This window comes from Stenotrophomonas sp. Br8, from assembly GCF_014763005.1.
Lineage (GTDB): Bacteria > Pseudomonadota > Gammaproteobacteria > Xanthomonadales > Xanthomonadaceae > Stenotrophomonas > Stenotrophomonas lactitubi.
In genome coordinates this window covers 87,668-103,509 of record NZ_JACGTN010000019.1, presented here as the reverse complement: position 1 = coordinate 103,509, position 15,842 = coordinate 87,668, and the positions used below count along the sequence as shown (strand labels likewise).

The 15,842-nt window shown below is 66.7% G+C and carries 16 protein-coding genes and 1 tRNA gene; 7 read left to right on the top strand and 10 right to left on the bottom strand.

Translation table 11 applies throughout. The features are described 5' to 3' along the window. Positions 1–135: 135 nt before the first annotated feature. From H3005_RS17090 to H3005_RS17075, 4 genes are all read right to left on the bottom strand, one after another. The gene (locus H3005_RS17090) at positions 136–918 is read right to left on the bottom strand and encodes a serine/threonine protein phosphatase (RefSeq protein WP_100463422.1); all 783 of its coding nucleotides are present in this window, start codon (positions 916–918) and stop codon (positions 136–138) included. Between the two features lie 73 nt (positions 919–991). Further along, positions 992–1,969: a beta-ketoacyl-ACP synthase III gene (locus H3005_RS17085; protein WP_100463418.1), complete on the bottom strand. Its 978-nt coding sequence runs from the start codon at positions 1,967–1,969 to the stop codon at positions 992–994. 91 nt (positions 1,970–2,060) lie between these two features. Continuing rightward, complete coding sequence (gene rpmF / locus H3005_RS17080) at positions 2,061–2,255, bottom strand: 50S ribosomal protein L32 (RefSeq protein ID WP_025879386.1); 195 nt, start codon at positions 2,253–2,255, stop codon at positions 2,061–2,063. A 107-nt stretch (positions 2,256–2,362) separates the two neighbouring features. Next, positions 2,363–2,872, bottom strand: a complete 510-nt coding sequence (locus H3005_RS17075; RefSeq protein WP_088101178.1) for a YceD family protein — start codon at positions 2,870–2,872, stop codon at positions 2,363–2,365. 114 nt (positions 2,873–2,986) lie between these two features. Here H3005_RS17075 and H3005_RS17070 point away from each other — a divergent pair, with 114 nt between their 5' ends. Further along, a complete protein-coding gene (locus H3005_RS17070; protein ID WP_100554054.1) occupies positions 2,987–3,559 on the top strand; it encodes a Maf family nucleotide pyrophosphatase in 573 nt (190 codons plus the stop codon). Between the two features lie 29 nt (positions 3,560–3,588). On the opposite strand, the gene H3005_RS17065 is transcribed toward H3005_RS17070, so the two are convergent. Next, a complete protein-coding gene (locus H3005_RS17065; protein ID WP_191078636.1) occupies positions 3,589–5,430 on the bottom strand; it encodes a glycosyltransferase family 39 protein in 1,842 nt (613 codons plus the stop codon). 44 nt (positions 5,431–5,474) lie between these two features. On the opposite strand from H3005_RS17065, the gene H3005_RS17060 reads away from it, so the two are divergent. The 4 genes from H3005_RS17060 to H3005_RS17045 are packed head-to-tail and all read left to right on the top strand — an operon-like array spanning position 5,475 to position 9,841. Further along, the gene (locus H3005_RS17060) at positions 5,475–6,428 is read left to right on the top strand and encodes a MoxR family ATPase (protein WP_100551694.1); all 954 of its coding nucleotides are present in this window, start codon (positions 5,475–5,477) and stop codon (positions 6,426–6,428) included. A 2-nt stretch (positions 6,429–6,430) separates the two neighbouring features. Further along, the gene (locus H3005_RS17055; protein WP_191078635.1) at positions 6,431–7,375 is read left to right on the top strand and encodes a DUF58 domain-containing protein; all 945 of its coding nucleotides are present in this window, start codon (positions 6,431–6,433) and stop codon (positions 7,373–7,375) included. After that, positions 7,368–9,317 (top strand): DUF3488 and transglutaminase-like domain-containing protein, encoded by a 1,950-nt coding sequence (locus tag H3005_RS17050; RefSeq protein WP_191078634.1) that lies wholly within the window; start codon positions 7,368–7,370, stop codon positions 9,315–9,317. Before H3005_RS17055 ends, H3005_RS17050 begins: the two co-directional genes overlap by 8 nt. After that, the gene (locus H3005_RS17045) at positions 9,314–9,841 is read left to right on the top strand and encodes a Slp family lipoprotein (protein WP_100551691.1); all 528 of its coding nucleotides are present in this window, start codon (positions 9,314–9,316) and stop codon (positions 9,839–9,841) included. The genes H3005_RS17050 and H3005_RS17045 overlap by 4 nt, the downstream gene beginning before the upstream one ends. A 122-nt stretch (positions 9,842–9,963) precedes the next feature. Here H3005_RS17045 and H3005_RS17040 read toward each other — a convergent pair whose 3' ends face one another. The 4 genes from H3005_RS17040 to dnaX all read right to left on the bottom strand — a co-directional run bounded on the left by H3005_RS17040 (position 9,964) and on the right by dnaX (position 13,508). Beyond that, the gene (locus H3005_RS17040; protein ID WP_100551690.1) at positions 9,964–10,323 is read right to left on the bottom strand and encodes a histidine triad nucleotide-binding protein; all 360 of its coding nucleotides are present in this window, start codon (positions 10,321–10,323) and stop codon (positions 9,964–9,966) included. A 65-nt stretch (positions 10,324–10,388) separates the two neighbouring features. Continuing rightward, positions 10,389–10,988 (bottom strand): recombination mediator RecR, encoded by a 600-nt coding sequence (gene recR / locus H3005_RS17035; protein WP_089239142.1) that lies wholly within the window; start codon positions 10,986–10,988, stop codon positions 10,389–10,391. A 111-nt stretch (positions 10,989–11,099) separates the two neighbouring features. Beyond that, positions 11,100–11,420: a YbaB/EbfC family nucleoid-associated protein gene (locus H3005_RS17030; RefSeq protein WP_025879376.1), complete on the bottom strand. Its 321-nt coding sequence runs from the start codon at positions 11,418–11,420 to the stop codon at positions 11,100–11,102. A 6-nt stretch (positions 11,421–11,426) separates the two neighbouring features. Beyond that, positions 11,427–13,508, bottom strand: coding sequence for a DNA polymerase III subunit gamma/tau (gene dnaX / locus H3005_RS17025; RefSeq protein WP_165780961.1), 2,082 nt, complete (start codon positions 13,506–13,508; stop codon positions 11,427–11,429). A gap of 140 nt (positions 13,509–13,648) precedes the next feature. On the opposite strand from dnaX, the gene H3005_RS17020 reads away from it, so the two are divergent. After that, positions 13,649–13,741 (top strand) — tRNA-Ser (locus H3005_RS17020). 707 nt (positions 13,742–14,448) lie between these two features. Here H3005_RS17020 and H3005_RS17015 read toward each other — a convergent pair. After that, a complete protein-coding gene (locus H3005_RS17015) occupies positions 14,449–15,243 on the bottom strand; it encodes an isocitrate lyase/phosphoenolpyruvate mutase family protein (protein WP_223880302.1) in 795 nt (264 codons plus the stop codon). A gap of 123 nt (positions 15,244–15,366) precedes the next feature. On the opposite strand from H3005_RS17015, the gene H3005_RS17010 reads away from it, so the two are divergent. Then, the gene (locus H3005_RS17010; RefSeq protein WP_191078632.1) at positions 15,367–15,810 is read left to right on the top strand and encodes a GNAT family N-acetyltransferase; all 444 of its coding nucleotides are present in this window, start codon (positions 15,367–15,369) and stop codon (positions 15,808–15,810) included. Positions 15,811–15,842 lie beyond the last annotated feature (32 nt).

The window sequence follows — 15,842 nt, the reverse complement described above, 5'->3', positions numbered from 1 at the left end:
CCATGATAAGGGGGAACATGCCGTGTCGTCTGTACGTGCGCGTATGCACGGCGTATGGAGGCGACCTGCCGGATCGGCCAGCGGGTGATGCCGGCCAGCGGCCGGCACTACCCGATGCTGCGGGCTGCCCCGCTGTCAGCAGAGCAGCTGCAGGATGTCCAGCTCGCCGTCGGCAAACCAGTCCATGCACAGGCCGACCACCATCAGCAGGCCCAGCGTGGTGGCACCGTGGGTGATGAAAATGGAGTGGGCCAGCGCACGCGCCGAGCGCCCCAGCTTCATGCACACCCGTGCCAGGCGCTGCAGACGGCCACTGACGGCGTGTACGTGCGCACGCACCGGTGCCTGCACCCCGTTCATCGCCTCGGCCATCATCGCCTGCAGGCATTCGGGGCGGTCGGCGTAGTACTTGGCAACGCCATAGCCGAACATCAGCCAGTCGCGCGCCTGTGCCTCGGCCAGGTCCATGACTTCCAGCGGATCTTCTTCGAAGTCGATGAAACCGACGTTCTGGCCATCCCAGGTGAGGTTGCGCGGCAGCGGCTGGCCGAAATAGGCGCCACGACCGTGCGCTTCGGCAATGGCCTGCATCGCCGCAGCCACGAGGCGATCGCGGCCGGCATCGTCGGCTTCGCGCAGGCAGGTATTGAACGAGCTGCCGTTGTCGCCGATCACCAGCGCGGCATGTCCACTGCCGATCACCGCGGGCACGTTCACGCCCTGCGCCTGCAGTTCCGCCAGCCGGCGGGCCTCGGTTTCGCGCGCGGCGTCGCCACCGCGGTGCGGCGGCGGGCGCAGGGCGTCGAGATGGAACCGGCGGGCAACAAAATTGAGCAGGCCCAGGGCCACTGCTCGGCTTCCTTCGCCGTACTGCTTCAGCCAGGCGCGCTGCCCTTCGATGACGATGGGCTCAACCATGACAGTCTCCTTTAACGCATTACGGCCCCAGAGGGGCCGTAACGACGGTTTCACGTTGTCGTAACTCGCACTATCAATAGCGCAGCAGTGCCGAACCCCACGTGAAGCCACCACCGAACGCTTCCAGCAGCAGCAGCTGGCCGCGCTCGACCCTGCCGGAACGAACGGCCGCATCCAGCGCCAGCGGCACCGAGGCGGACGATGTATTGCCATGCTTGTCGACGGTCACCACGACCTGGTCCATCGACATGTCCAGCCGCTTGGCGGTGGCTTCGATGATGCGCAGGTTGGCCTGGTGCGGGATCAGCCAGTCCAGGTCGGACTTGGTCAGGCCGTTGGCATCCAGGGTTTCGTCCACGACCGAGTCCAGCGCCTTGACGGCGTACTTGAACACGTCGTTGCCCTTCATGTTGATGGTGCCGCCACCGTTGTTGCCTTCACCGAAACCGACCGAGACGCCGACCGGATTCCACAGCAGCTCTTTCTTGCTGCCATCCGAATGCAGGTGGGTGCTGAGGATGCCGGTTTCTTCGTCGGCCTTGAGCACGACGGCGCCCGCGCCATCACCGAACAGCACGCAGGTGGTGCGGTCTTCCCAGTCAACGATACGGGTCAGGGTTTCCGCGCCGATCACCAGCACATGGCGGGCATCACCGGAACGGATGAATTTGTCGGCCACGCTGAGCGCGAACACGAAGCCCGAACAGGCCGCGTTGACGTCGAAAGCGGGGCAGCCGCTCACACCGAGCTTGGCCTGGATCAGGCACGCGGTGGAGGGAAAGATCAGATCAGGGGTGGTCGTGCCGACCACGATCATGTCGAGCTGCGACGCGTCGATACCGGCCGCTTCGATCGCACGCAGCGCGGCCTGGTAGCCGAGATCGCTGGTGGTTTCGCCTTCGGCAGCGATGTGCCGTTCACGGATACCGGTGCGCGTCTGGATCCACTCGTCCGAGGTCTCGACCATTTTTTCCAGGTCGGCGTTGGTCAGGACTTTTTCCGGCAAATAGCTACCGGTGCCCGCGATCCTCGAGTAGATCCGCTTGCTCATCATGTTTCCTGTTGCACGAGCCGCCGTTCACCGGCGTGCCCGGGAAAGAAGGCGAAGGCCGCTGCCCAGCGGGCAGCGACCTTCCGGCACATCAGTCTTCCTGGACAGCCGAAGACTTGGTCTGGATGACCTTCTTGCCGCGGTAGAAACCGTCAGCAGTGATGTGGTGACGCAGATGCACTTCGCCGGTGGTCGGGTCGGTCGACAGCTGCTTGGCGCTCAGGGCGTCATGCGAACGACGCTGGCCACGACGGGACGGGGTAACACGGGATTTCTGGACAGCCATGGGATTGCTCCAAACTCGGTTCGTTTTGCTTCGTCGTTTCGTCGCACAGGACGCCAGCGTCCAGCACACTTTTCGCTTTCGCCGCAGCCGCCGACGACAACCGGCTGCTATTGTTTCTTCAATGCCGCCAACGCCGCAAACGGGTTGGCCTTTTCAATTTCTTCTTCGGTCGGTGCCCAGTCCTTGTCGACTGCCTCACCGTACGGCGACAGGGGTACCACCGGCACCGCCAGCACCAGTTCGTCCTCGACCAGGTCCAACGGACGCAGCTGGCCATCTTCCGGCACCAGCAACGGCTCGTATTCCTCCGGCAAGGACGATTCCTCGTCTTCGTCGCGGATCAGGCCAAGCCTCTGGGTCATCTTCACCGGCAGCAGGAAACGCTGCATGCTGCGCTGACAGGTCAGCGGCAACGCGGTATCGATGCTGAGTTCCACATAGGATACCCGCAAGATCTCGTCGCGACCGAATTCGAGCGAGTAATTACACTCGCCTTCGGTATCTGCGACAAGCCCCTGCAGGCGAGTCAATTCAGCCAGGGAGACCTGACCATCGAAGCGCCTTCGCGCTACGACCATCCGCCAGGCATCCAGCGTTTCGGGTACGTTCGCGGACATAAGCCGCCGAATATTAAGGATCGGCAGGTCGCGTGTCAAATGACTGCCATGAAAGGCTTGCTGTGGCTGGCTGTGCCGGGCCAGACTGCCGCGCCCCGCCCCCGGAATTCCCGCATGCCTGCCCTGGTCCTGGCCTCCACCTCCCGCTACCGCCGCGACCTGCTGGAACGGTTGGGGTTGCCCTTCGACTGCGCACGCCCGGAGGTGGATGAGACCCCGCACGCCAACGAGGCCCCGCTGGCGCTGGCGGCACGCCTGGCCAGCGCCAAGGCGGCCGACGTGGCCGCCCGCCATCCCGGCAGCTGGGTGATCGGCTCGGACCAGGTGGCGGACCTGAACGGTCAGCCGCTGGGCAAGCCGGGTACGGTCGAGGCGGCGTGCGCGCAGCTGGCGGCCATGTCCGGGCAGACGGTGCGCTTCCACACTGCCATCAGTCTCACCCGTGGCGGAGAATCCTTCACGGCAATGGATCTGACCCAGGTGCGCTTCCGCGCGCTGCAGGCGCCGGAGATCGCCCGCTACGTGGCCATCGAACAACCGCTGGACTGCGCTGGCAGCTTCAAGTGCGAAGGCCTGGGCATCAGCCTGTTCGAGGCCATCGACAATCGCGACCCCACGGCCCTGATCGGGCTGCCGCTGATCGCACTGTGCGGATTGCTGCGCAGGGCCGGATTCGTGGTGCCCTGATCCCGGCCCGTGACACGAGGCACGATGCCTCAGCGCTTTTCCACGACGAACGGCTGTTCCTGCCACTGCTCCACGCTGCCATCGCGACCATGCAGGCGCAGGCCCAGCCAGTGTTTTCCCGGTGACAACGTACCCGTATCGAGCGTTGCATCGAAACCGACAGCCGGATGTTGCGGGTCGGTGCTGTCTGGCCAGGCATGTCGGATATCGAACACCCGCCCGTAGCTGGCGTCGCCGATCGAACGACCATCCACCAGCACTTCAACCCGCGACAGGCCGACACCTTCCTTGAACGCCCAGCCCTTGATCGCCAGCGTGCCGCTCACCACGTCGCCGTTGGAAGGGGTGTCCAGCCAGGCCAGTGCGGGGGCTACACATGGGCCCTGCGCGCGCTGCACCGGCAGGCGGAACAGCAGGAAGCGCTGGAATCCATGATCGTTGCTGACCACGCGCGGCGGCGGCAGCGGCCCGACCTGTTCGCAGAGGGCGTGATAGCGGGTGAGCAGATCGCGGAAACGCTGATCGCTGGGCGACAGCACCAGCAGCATCGGCACGTCGCGCTCGCCTTCATGCACCTGGTTCCATTGCGCCAGCTGCGCGGTACGGCCGTGTTTGTCGTTGAGCGGATGCGGCAGCACTTCGATGTCACCGCGGCCCAGCTGGAAGCCCAGTTCGGCGCCCACCTTGAAGTTGCCGGCCAGTACGCGGCTGCCTTCAGGCATCTGCTGCAGTTCTTCGCGGACCGCAGCAGCCAGCGGCTGCCAGCCGGCGAAGTTGCGCGGGTAGTACTTGTCGCCGGCCAACTGCTCGCGCAGCGATGACGAGGACGCCATCAGGTAATAGCCGAAGGCCAGCACCATGCCCAGCCCGGCCAGCCACCAGCCGGTACGCCGCAACCAGCGCGGCCAGCCGTTGAGGATCACCGGCACCGCCACCAGCAGGGCCAGGTAGCCCGGCAGCGGCCAATGGAAGCTGATGCGCTCGACGTCGGTGAAGAAGCCCAGTGCGAAGATGCCCAATGTCGACACACCGCCGACCAGACCGAAATAACGCCACTGCACGCGCGCACCGCCACCACTGCGGGTACCCGCCAGCGCCACCTTCCACATCGCGATGCACAGGATGGGCGTCACCAGCATCGGCTGGATCACCAGGAACCACAGTCCGCGCCACTCGAACGCCCACGGATGACGCTCGACCACCTGGAACTTCAGACCGGCATCGTGATTGTCGGCATTCCAGGCCAGCAGCGGCAGCCATGCCAGTACGCCGACGGCCAGGGCCACCCAGACGCGCGGATCGGCCAGCATGCGCCGGCCCTGCGGCAGCGCCAGCAGGGCAACGAAGCCCACGCCGATCACACCGATGAAGCGATAGTGGCTGAGCGCGCCGATCAGCAGGCCCAGCGCCAGCTTCACCGCCGAGGATGCATCTACGTTGCGCAGCAGGCGTGCGCCGGCATCCAGGCACAGCACTGCCGCCAGTGCCATCGGCACATCGGGTACGGCCAGCAGACCCAGCGTGGCCGACAACGGCATCAACAGCGTCAAGCTGCCGGCCTGCCAACCTGCAACGTTGCCGAACCAGCGCGCCGCAATGCGCGATACCAGCAGCGGCAGCAGTGCACCGATGGCCAGGAATGGCAGGCGCAGCGCAAGCACGTGCTGGCCGCCAAGCTCCACACCCAACCGGGTCAACCAGGCCGTCAGCCCTGGCAGATCCGAATAGGCCGCAGCCAGATGCTGGCCTTCCTGCCAGTAGAACGCCTCATCGACGAACAACGGCAGGCGTGCGGCCACGACCAGCTTGGCCGCTGTGACGAGCGTCCATAACCAGAGAAAAATCGTACGTGCGCGTTGTTCGCCCTGCATTGCTCTATGGATAGAATCGACCGGTTACCGAACTTGAGACGACCATGACAGCTTCGTCCCCCATGCCCAGCATGCTAACCGATCAACTGCGTCAGTCCCTGCGCAACGCGCAGGACCAGGTCAATGCACTGGTGCTGGGCAAGGTGCAGGAGGTTCGACTGGCCTTTGTGGCCCTGCTCTCTGGCGGCCATCTGCTGATCGAAGACCTGCCCGGTCTCGGCAAGACCACATTGGCCCATGCCCTGGCCAGCAGCCTGGGGCTGAGCTTCCAGCGCGTGCAGTTCACCTCCGACCTGCTGCCGGCCGACGTACTCGGCGTATCGGTCTACGACGCCGGCAGCCGCCAGTTCCAGTTCCATCCCGGGCCGGTCTTCACCCATGTACTGCTGGCCGACGAGATCAACCGGGCGCCGCCGCGCACGCAGAGCGCCCTGCTGGAAGCGATGGCCGAGCAGCAGGTCACCCTCGACGGCCAAACCCATGCCCTGCCCGATCCATTCTTCGTGATCGCCACGCAGAACCCGGTGGATCTGTCAGGCACGTTCCCGCTGCCCGATTCGCAACTGGACCGTTTCCTGCTGAGGCTGGCGATGGGCTACCCCAGCGCGCAGGCGGAACGTGAGCTGCTGCGTGGCAGCGATCGTCGCGACCTGATCGCCCGCGCGCTGCCCCAGCTGGACGACACCCAGGTACGCGCACTGCGCGAGGCGGTCGGCCAGGTGCATGTCAGCGACGCGCTGGTGGACTACGTGCAGGCACTGCTGACCCGCAGCCGCCAGCACGCCGGCGTGCGCGTGGGATTGTCGCCACGCGCCGGCCTGGCTCTGCTGCGCGCGGCCAAGGCACATGCGCTGCTGCTCGGCCGTGGCCACGTGGTGCCCGAAGACGTGCAGACGCTGTTCGTAGCGGTGGCTGGCCATCGCCTTGTGGGTGAAGCCGAGTCGAGCTCGGGGCCGGCGCTGGCTCGCGCGATCCTGCAGACCGTCGCGGTCGATTGAAGATGGCATCGCATGCCCGGCGACTGTTGCAGCTGGCACGCCCACGCACGCCGGAGTCGTTGCCGCAACGGCTGGACCGACGGCGCATCTACGTGCTGCCGACCCGCTTCGGCCTGTTTGTGGCCTGCCTGCTGGTCGCGATGCTGCTGGGCGCGCTGAACTACAACAACAACCCTGCGCTGTTGCTGGCGCTGCTGCTGGCCGCGGCAGCGATCGCCAGCGCCATCGCCGCGCACCTGCAGCTGTCGGGTGTGCAGATCGACGCGATCTCCGCCGAACCGCTGCCGGCCGGGCAACCATTGCGCCTGCGCGTGGACCTGTCGCTGCGCGACCCGCGAGCGCGCCATGGCCTGCACCTGCAGCTGGGCGACAGCGAGGCGTGGCTCGACCTGCCCGCACACGGCCGCGGTGAAGCCGAGCTGGAAGTGCCCAGCGAACGCCGTGGTTGGCTGGAACTGCCGCGTATCCGCCTGTCCACCACACAACCGCTTGGCCTGGTCAGGGCGTGGTCATGGGTGTGGCCGGAAGAACCCCTGCTGGTGTACCCGCTGGCCGAAGCGAAGGCGCCGCCGTTGCCACAGCAGGGCAGCGATCCACTGCACACCCGAGCCCACGCCAACGGCGAGGAACTGCATCAGCTGCGCCCGTATCGCGCTGGAGATCCACAGCGCAGCATCGCCTGGAAACACTCCGCGCGCCGCGACACGCTGCTGGTACGCGAATATGAGAAGCCGATAGGCATCGAAGTGGTGCTGGACTGGCGCGCGCTGGCACCGTTGGGCCAGGAGGCCCGCATCGCGCGGCTGGCACGCTGGGTGGACAGCGCCGAGCGCGAAGGCCGCCGCTACACGCTGCTGCTGCCGATGCACCCACCGATCGGCCCCGGCCAGGGTGCCAGCCACCACCATCTGTGCCTGCGCGCGCTGGCGTTGCTTCCCCATGACTGAGCATGCCCTGCTGCTGGACCGCAACTCCCGCACGTGGACGCTGGCCAGCGCCGCACTGGCCCTGTTGCCGCTGCTGCTGCAGCTGCCCACCACGCTGGCCGCGTTGATCGCCGTGGCAGCACTGGTCACTGCAGCACTGTCGCAGCGCGGCATGCTGCCGATGCCGGTGCGCGTACTGCTGGTGCTGGGCATGCTGGCCGCCATCGTCTGGCAGATGGGGGCGGTGCGCCCGGGCCGGGATACCGGTTGTGCACTGCTGGCGGCGATGCTGGCGATCAAGTCCAGCGAGCTGCGCACCCTGCGCGATGCACGCAGCCTGCTCGGCTTTGCCCTGTTTTCACCGTTCGCTGCCTTCCTGCTCGACCAGGGGCCGCTGACCACCGTGCTCGCCGTGCTGGCCGGCATCAGCACCCTGATTGCGCTGCAGCGACTGGCACAGGGTGAAGGCCGCAGTACGCCACCCCCGCTGTCCGCGCAGCTTCGCGGCGTCGGTCGGCTGCTGCTGATCGGCCTGCCGCTGGCGCTGGCCTGCTTCTGGCTGTTCCCACGATTGGCCACGCCGCTGTGGGGCATTCCCGATCGCGCCGTCGGCACACCCGGCCTGTCGGACACGATGGAGCCGGACAAGTGGCTGGATCTGATGGCCGATGACACCCCGGCCCTGCGGGCGCAGTTCTTCGGCGCGGTTCCGGAACCGGCACAGCGCTACTGGCGCGGGCCGGTACTGACGCAGTTCGATGGGCATGTCTGGAAACGCGACCGCCGTACCGAGCGTTTGCTGCCTGCAGTGGTCGAGCACGGCACGGAGGGCTGGGATTACCAGATCGACTACGAGCCCACCGACCGTCGCCAGCTGGTCGCGCTGGATCTCCCGACCGCCGCACCGGAAGGCAGCCGGCTTGATGCAGCCCTGAGCCTGAGCAGCGACCGCACCTTGTCCGCGTTGAGCCGGTGGCGCCTGCACTCGGCCCCGCCGCTGCGCTTTGATGCCAGTTTGTCGTCGTATCAGCGCCGCGCTGCGCTGCAGTTGCCGGAAGGCTTCAACCCCCGCACGGCAACCCTGGCCCGACAGTGGCGGCAGGACGCAGGAAACGATGACGCCGCCGTGGTCCGTCGCGCCCTCGCGTGGATAACCGCGGACTTCTCGTACACGCTGGAGACACCGGCCGCCGGCCGCGATCCCGTCGATGCATTCCTGTTCGACTACAAGGCCGGCTACTGCCAGCATTTCAGCTCTGCCTTCGTGGTGCTGATGCGCAATGCCGGCATTCCGGCGCGGGTGGTCACCGGGTTCGCCGGTGGCACGCGCAACCGGATCGGCGACTACTGGGTACTGCGGCGGATGGACGCCCACGCCTGGGCCGAGGTGTGGCTGCCGCAACGCGGCTGGGTGCGCATCGACCCGACAGCGGCAGTAGCACCCGAGCGCATCCTGGACACGCTCGACGATCGTCTGCAGGCCGGGGCCGATACCGGCCTACAGCAGCGCTGGCTGCAGTTGGGCCAGGTCCGCGACTGGATGCGCAGGGGCTGGAACGAACTGGTCCTGTCCTTCGACGCGCGCCGCCAGCAGCAACTGCTGCAACCGTTCGGGCTGGACGATCTGCAGCCGGGACAGCTGCTGGCCGGCTTCGTGATGGCCGCGTTGCTGGCGCTGGCGTGGATGGCGTGGCTGCTGGCCCGTGGCGAACGCGAGCGCGACCCGCTGCTGCGCGCCTGGCACCGGCTTGGGCAGCGCTATGCGCGGCTTGGGCTGGGCCGCGAACCGCACGAACCCGCCCTGCACTGGGCGCGTCGGGTCAACGCGCAACGACCCGACCCGGGTCTCATCACACTCAGCCAGCGTTTCGCTGATGCACGCTACGCTGGCACTTGTACCGAGCTCGCCCCATTATTGCGGGACCTGCGCAGGCATCGCCCGACTTCCGGAGCCTCCCCATGAATACCAAGTTCCTCCTCACCGCCGTGGCCGCCCTGGCCCTGTCGGCCTGCGCCACGGCTCCCAAGCCGCTGCAGGGACAGTTCAGCCTGGTTTCCCCGCGCGACTCGGTTGCCACCCAGCAGGTCGGCACGCCGGTGCGCTGGGGTGGCCGGATCATCGAAACCAAGCCCGCTCAGGGCGAGACCTGTTTCCAGATCATCTCGCGCCCGCTCAACGGTAGCGGCCGCCCGAACACGACCTCCTCCGATGCCAGTGACGGCCGCTTCATTGCCTGCCGTGCCGGCTTCTACGATCCGGCCGTGTTCGAAGCCGGCCGCGACGTGACCTTCATCGGCAAGATCGATGGCTACGCCAACACCCGAATTGGTGATTACGACTACCGACTGCCGAAGCTGGCGGCCGACGTGATCTACCTGTGGCCGGAGCAGCGCCAGGTCGATGTGGTGCCCTACCCCTACGGACCGTGGGGCCCGGGCCCGTATGGCCCGTACTGGGGCGGTTACCGCGGCTGGGGCTGGTGGTAGTCCAGGCCCGGTACGCATGATGCACAAGGCCGCCCATGGGGCGGCCTTTTTCATCCACGCATGGCGTGGATCTACTGTTGTTGGCGTGCGCTGTAGATCCACGCCATGCGTGGATGACCGCGTCAGTGCCCCGGCGTGCCGAAATGACCCAGCGGCGCGCCAGCCAGCAGATGCATGTGGATATGGAACACGGTCTGCCCGGCATCTTCGCGGCAGTTCATCACGATGCGGTAGCCGTCCTGCGCGAAGCCTTCCTGCCGCGCGTACTCGGCGGCGGCCAGGGCCAGCTTGCCGATCAAGTGCGCCTGCGACGGCTGCAGGTCATCCAGGGTCGGAATGACCTCGTTCTTCGGAATGAACAGCACGTGCACCGGCGCCTGCGGCGCGATGTCCTTGAACGCCAGCACGTCCTCGTCTTCATAGACGATGGTGGCCGGGATCTCGCGACGGATGATCTTGCTGAAGAGGGTTTCGCTGCTCATGGTCGGCCTCGGCGGGGTGTCACCGCATTGTAGGCCGGTAACGCCGGGGCATGCCCGGCATCGACTCAGTCGCGCACTTCGCTGCGGGTGCCGAACGCGTGCGACAGCGTGCCGCGATCGACGTACTCCAGCTCACCGCCGAGGGGCAGGCCCTGGGCCAGTCGACTCGGCCGCACCTGGCGGGCACGCGCCAACTGCGCGAGGTAGTGCGCGGTGGCTTCGCCTTCGACAGTGGCGCTGGTGGCGATGATCAGCTCCTGCACTTCCGCTTCGGCCAGACGCTGTTCCAGCTGCTCCAGACCCAGCTCGCGCGGACCGATGCCATCCAGCGGCGACAGGCGCCCCTGCAGCACGAAGTAGACGCCGCGATAGCCGGTGGCATTCTCGATCGCCAGACGGTCAGCCGGTGATTCCACCACGCACAACTGGCTGCGCTCGCGGCTGCCATTGGCGCAGGTCGGGCACAGCTCGGTTTCGCTGAAGTCGCGGCACTGCGCACAATGACCGATGCGTTCGACCGCCTCTGCCAGTGTCCCGGCAAGGCGTTTGCCACCTTCGCGCTCGCGCTCGAGCAGGTGATAGGCCATGCGCTGGGCCGTCTTCTGGCCAACGCCAGGCAACACCCGCAGTGCATCGATCAGTTGTTCAAGCAGCGGTGCGGACACGGCGGTGTGTTCTGTAGAGCCGAGCGTGCTCGACTGGAAATTGCGGGCAGTCGAGCACGCTCGACGCTACACAGTGCGTGGCACCCGGCGGTGCGGATGCCACGCGGCACATCAGAACGGCATCTTCATGCCCGGCGGCAGCTGCATGCCGGCGGTGGCCGAACCCATCTTCGACTTCGACTCGGCGTCGATCTTGTTGGACGCATCGTTGAAGGCGGCGGCGATCAGGTCTTCCAGCATTTCTGGATCGCTGGCCAGCGACGGATCGATGCGCACCTTGCGGCACTCCTTGGCACCGGTCAGGGTGACGCTGACCATGCCGCCACCGGCGCTGCCGGTCACTTCGATCTTGGCGATTTCTTCCTGGGCCTTCTGCAGGTTTTCCTGCATCTTCTGGGCCTGCTGCATCAGTTGGGCGATATTGCCGCGCATGTCGTCTTACTCGTCAAAAGAACGGATGGAATCGGAAACAACCCGGGCGCCGTGCTGCTGGATCAGCAGCTGGACTTCCGGATCGTCCATGAAAATGGCCTCGGCAGCCTGCTGCCGCTCGCCACGCTGGCGGTCGGCGCGCTGGTGCAGGGTCTCGGCCGGGACCTGCTCGGTTTCCACGGTTTCGACCACGATCTTCAGCGCGTGGCCAAGGGACTTTTCCAGCACCTCGCCCAGCGCTGCCAGCGCGCGCTCGGAGCGCAGGTATTCAAATCCGGGCGAAAGGCCCAGTTTCAAGACCCCATGCTGGCAACTGATGAAGGCCGCATTGGCCGCAAGCTGTCGCGATGGACCGCTCAGGCCACTGTTGGCAATCAGGTCGAGCCAGTCCTCGGCGCAGGCCAGATCGCTGACGCTGCCCACCGCGGAGCGGTCGGAAGCGACAGCCGCGACGGCCGGGGCGATCGGGATGCCCTCCGCACGGAACTGACGCTCCGGCACCGCGACAGCCTCTGCAACCGGCTGCGGCGCCGGCGCTGGCGGCTCGTGCCACGGGGCGACCATGGCCGCGTCGGGCGTCGCCATTTCGGCGGCCAGCGCCTCATCACGGGCGGTGTCCTCGTCGGTCGCCCACGGCGGCAGGTCGTCTGCCTCGGCGGGCGCCTTGGGCGTGGCCGCCTCGGGAGCCAGCTGCACCTTCATCGGCGGCGGCGACCCGGGTTCCTCGACCGGAACCGGTTCAGGTTCAGGCGTCGGATCCGGTTCCGGGGTCGGCTCGGGCTCAGGATCGGGTTCGCGCTGTGGCGCCGGGGTCGGGGTCTGTGCGGTTGCCTCCGCCGGCACCGGTGCTGCAGCGGCCTGGGTGACGGCGACGGCTCCCTGCGCAGCAGCAGCAGCGGCCGGAGCAGCTCCTTCGTGGCTGCCCGCAACGCCGCCCCCGGTCTGGCCCGTACCGGTCGGTGCGCTGCCACCGGAGGATTCCGGGGTACGCGGCACCGACGGCACGGCAGCCGCAGGGCGGAACGCCAGCATGCGCAGCACGGCCATTTCAAAGCCGGCGCGCGGGCTGGGCGCCAATGGCAGATCACGACGACCGTTCAAGGCCATCTGATACCAGAGCTGGACCACTTCCGGGCGCAGGCGCTCGGCGAATACGCTGGCATCCAGTCCTTCGGCAGCGGCGGACGCGCCCGGCACCAGCTGCTGCACCTGGATGCGGTGCAGGCCCTCGGCCAGCGCATCAAGCACGCCGCTCCAGTCCGGCGAGAACTCGGCAAGCGCCGCCACCACCTGCAGCAGACGCGGGCCATCGCCCTCGGCCAAGGCATCGAGCATGGCCGCCACCTGGGTACGGTCGACCGTACCCAGCATGGTGCGCACCACGTCCTCGCGCAGCGCACCGCCGGCGTAGGCGATGGCCTGGTCGAGCAGCGACAGGCCATCACGCAGGCTGCCGTCGGCGGCCTTGGCCAGCTGCACGATGGCGGTCGGGTCAGACTCGATCTCCTCGGCGGCGAGGATGCGGGTCATCTGCCCCTGGATCTGATCTTCGTCCAGGCGCTTGAGGTTGAACTGCAGGCAGCGGCTGAGCACGGTGACCGGCAGCTTCTGCGGGTCGGTGGTGGCCAGCAGGAACTTCACATGTTCCGGCGGCTCTTCCAGCGTCTTCAGCAGCGCATTGAACGCGGCTTTGGACAGCATGTGCACTTCGTCGATCAGGTACACCTTGTACTTGCCACGCGAGGGCATGTACTGCGCGTTCTCGATCACCTCGCGCACATCGTCCACGCCGGTATTGGACGCGGCATCGATTTCCAGCAGGTCGATGTAACGACCGGCGTCGATGTCCAGGCAGGCCGCACACTGGCCGCAGGGATCGGCACTGGTGCCCTGCTCGCAGTTCAGCGATTTGGCGAAGATGCGCGCGATCGTGGTCTTGCCCACGCCGCGGGTACCGGTAAACAGGAACGCATGGTGGACCCGGCCGCTGTCCAGCGCATTGCTGAGCGCACGGACCACGTGTTCCTGGCCCACCAGCTCGGCAAAACGCTTCGGACGCCACTTGCGGGCAAGGACGAGATAGGACATCAGGCCACCGTCTTCCATCGGATGTTCCATTGTGCCACGCCTGTCCAGCCCTCTCGCCCTGCAAACCAGTGCTTGTGTCCTGCCGCTGCGCCCGCTAGAATTTGCGCCCCTGCTGAGGCGTTTGCCGATGGCAGGGATCCGGAGAGGTGTCCGAGTGGTTGAAGGAGCACGCCTGGAAAGTGTGTAAGCGTCTAAACCGCGCTTCGGGGGTTCGAATCCCCCTCTCTCCGCCAGATAAATGAAGAAGCCGCCCTCTGGGCGGCTTTTTTATTTGTCTGGTGGAGAGCATCGGGCGAGAGAAGCCCCGCCGGGGTTCGACGGTTCTGCAGGAGCAGAACCGGACAGCCGAAGGCTGGCCCTGCAGCGCGCAGCGCGGAAGGGCTGGGTGCAGGGATGCACCCAGCAATCCCCCTCTCTCCGCCAGATAAATAAAAAAGGCTGCCCTTCGGGTGGCCTTTTTTATTTATCTGGCTGGGGACGCGAAGTGCGCTGCGCGCGCTTCGCCCCAGACGTTGCTGCGCAACGTCCGGGCCCCTCCCTTTGCCTGCCTCTCCCCGCCCCTGTCGGGGCAGCCCCTCAACAGGGGGGCCTGTTCCTCCAGATACCGCAGTAGATCCACGCCATGCGTGGATACCCGATGGAACCGCTCAGGCAGGGCTTTGACTGTTCTGCAGAAGTAGAACCGGACAGCGGACTCTCTGGTTTATCTGGCTGGGGACGCGAAGTGCGCTGCGCGCGCTTCGCCCCAGACGTTGCTGCGCAACGTCCGGGCCCCTCCCTTTGCCTGCCTCTCCCCGCCCCTGCCGGGGCAGCCCCTCAACAGAGGGGCTTGTTCCTCCAGATACGGCAGTAGATCCACGCCATGCGTGGATGTCTCGGCCCGGTCGAGTCGACTACCCGCCCATGCCCCAGCCTCCCGCTGCCCCCGTCCCCAGCGCCCTCACCTTTCGCTGAACAGCTGGTTCAAGGCCGTATACCCCGGCGCCCCCTCCGGCATCGCCATCGCGTCGCCGAGAAAATCCGTGGTCGCCGCAGCCATCGCCGTCCATGCGAGCATGAACAACGCGGGCCCTGCGCTCAGCCGCCGCACGCCTGCCTGCGACTGCTCAGCAAACGACGCCATCCCCGGCAGCCACATCAGGTTGAGAGGCAGCGGCACGGCACCGGCAACCGCCGCAGCCTCGTCCAGCGCGCGCAGCCCCGGCACGAAGCCGCCGTCGGCACCGGCGCGCGCATAGGCCTGCAGCCGATCGATGCTCATCCTGACCGCCTCATCGCCTTCGGCCAGGCTGCGCAGATACACATCGGTGCGCGCATTGATGAACAGTGATCGCCCGCCAAGCGCAGAACGGATGGCGCTGATCTTCGCCACCAGCACCTCAGGGCTGCCAGCGCCGTCTTCGATGTTGATCCCGACCGCACCCGCTTCCACCAGGCGCAGCACCCTCGCAGCGACCACGTCGGGGGCATCGCTGTAGCCGTCCTCGATATCGACCGTGACCGGCAACGAGGTCACACCAACGATTTCGGAAACCCGCTGCAGCAGCGCGGTATCAGGCAGCGCACCGCCATCGGCATGACCGCAGGACCACGCCATCGCAGCACTCGATGTTCCCACCGCGAGCGCCCCCTGCTGCTGGACCAGGCGGGCGCCACCGGCATCCCATACGTTGGGCAGCACGTAAAGATCGGCGCCTTGGTGGAGCTTTACGAAACGGGCATGAGCATTCGACATGGAACCTCCTGATGACGGGGACCTGCAGTCTGCGCCCGAACCGGTTTCCGGGCTCGCCATGTTCAGACATCAATGGCACGGACGTCGCGCACAATGAGTGCGCCACCACGATGACGTTCCTTCATGACACCTCGCCCCTACGACTGCAGCGACATCACCGTCTGCCTGTCGATCTTCGACAGCAACGTGCCCACCTATTTCGCCCCCCAGGAGCGAGGAGAATTCGAACGCTTCCTCCATGAACACGCCGTGCAGTGCGCATTCCAGGTGATCGAAGTCGAGGGCCAGGTGGTGGCCTGTGGCGGCCTCTGGAACTGTGGCGAAGGCAGCGCCAGCTTCTGCTGGGGCATGGTTGAACGAGGTCGCCACAGACAGGGGCTGGGACGCGCGCTGGCAATGGCCCGCCTGTACCAGGCTGAAGCAGACCCGTCGATCCAGCGCATCACGCTCAGCACCAGCCAGCATACGCAGGGCTTCTATGCCGGCCTCGGCTTCCAGGTGGTACGCGTGGTGGCCGACGGCCACGGCGCCGGGATCGACGCCGTGGAAATGGAGCGGGTGCTGTAGCCCCCGCTCCTGACGGATCCACGCATGGCGTG

Excerpts from the sequence above, each read along its gene's own strand:
- H3005_RS17090 (WP_100463422.1), bottom strand. The coding sequence starts at position 918 with ATGGTTGAGCCCATCGTCATCGAAGGGCAGCGCGCCTGGCTGAAGCAG.
- H3005_RS17085 (WP_100463418.1), bottom strand. The coding sequence starts at position 1,969 with ATGAGCAAGCGGATCTACTCGAGGATCGCGGGCACCGGTAGCTATTTG.
- rpmF (WP_025879386.1), bottom strand. The coding sequence starts at position 2,255 with ATGGCTGTCCAGAAATCCCGTGTTACCCCGTCCCGTCGTGGCCAGCGT.
- H3005_RS17075 (WP_088101178.1), bottom strand. The coding sequence starts at position 2,872 with ATGTCCGCGAACGTACCCGAAACGCTGGATGCCTGGCGGATGGTCGTA.
- H3005_RS17070 (WP_100554054.1), top strand. The coding sequence starts at position 2,987 with ATGCCTGCCCTGGTCCTGGCCTCCACCTCCCGCTACCGCCGCGACCTG.
- H3005_RS17065 (WP_191078636.1), bottom strand. The coding sequence starts at position 5,430 with ATGCAGGGCGAACAACGCGCACGTACGATTTTTCTCTGGTTATGGACG.
- H3005_RS17060 (WP_100551694.1), top strand. The coding sequence starts at position 5,475 with ATGACAGCTTCGTCCCCCATGCCCAGCATGCTAACCGATCAACTGCGT.
- H3005_RS17055 (WP_191078635.1), top strand. The coding sequence starts at position 6,431 with ATGGCATCGCATGCCCGGCGACTGTTGCAGCTGGCACGCCCACGCACG.
- H3005_RS17050 (WP_191078634.1), top strand. The coding sequence starts at position 7,368 with ATGACTGAGCATGCCCTGCTGCTGGACCGCAACTCCCGCACGTGGACG.
- H3005_RS17045 (WP_100551691.1), top strand. The coding sequence starts at position 9,314 with ATGAATACCAAGTTCCTCCTCACCGCCGTGGCCGCCCTGGCCCTGTCG.
- H3005_RS17040 (WP_100551690.1), bottom strand. The coding sequence starts at position 10,323 with ATGAGCAGCGAAACCCTCTTCAGCAAGATCATCCGTCGCGAGATCCCG.
- H3005_RS17030 (WP_025879376.1), bottom strand. The coding sequence starts at position 11,420 with ATGCGCGGCAATATCGCCCAACTGATGCAGCAGGCCCAGAAGATGCAG.
- dnaX (WP_165780961.1), bottom strand. The coding sequence starts at position 13,508 with ATGTCCTATCTCGTCCTTGCCCGCAAGTGGCGTCCGAAGCGTTTTGCC.
- H3005_RS17015 (WP_223880302.1), bottom strand. The coding sequence starts at position 15,243 with ATGTCGAATGCTCATGCCCGTTTCGTAAAGCTCCACCAAGGCGCCGAT.
- H3005_RS17010 (WP_191078632.1), top strand. The coding sequence starts at position 15,367 with ATGACACCTCGCCCCTACGACTGCAGCGACATCACCGTCTGCCTGTCG.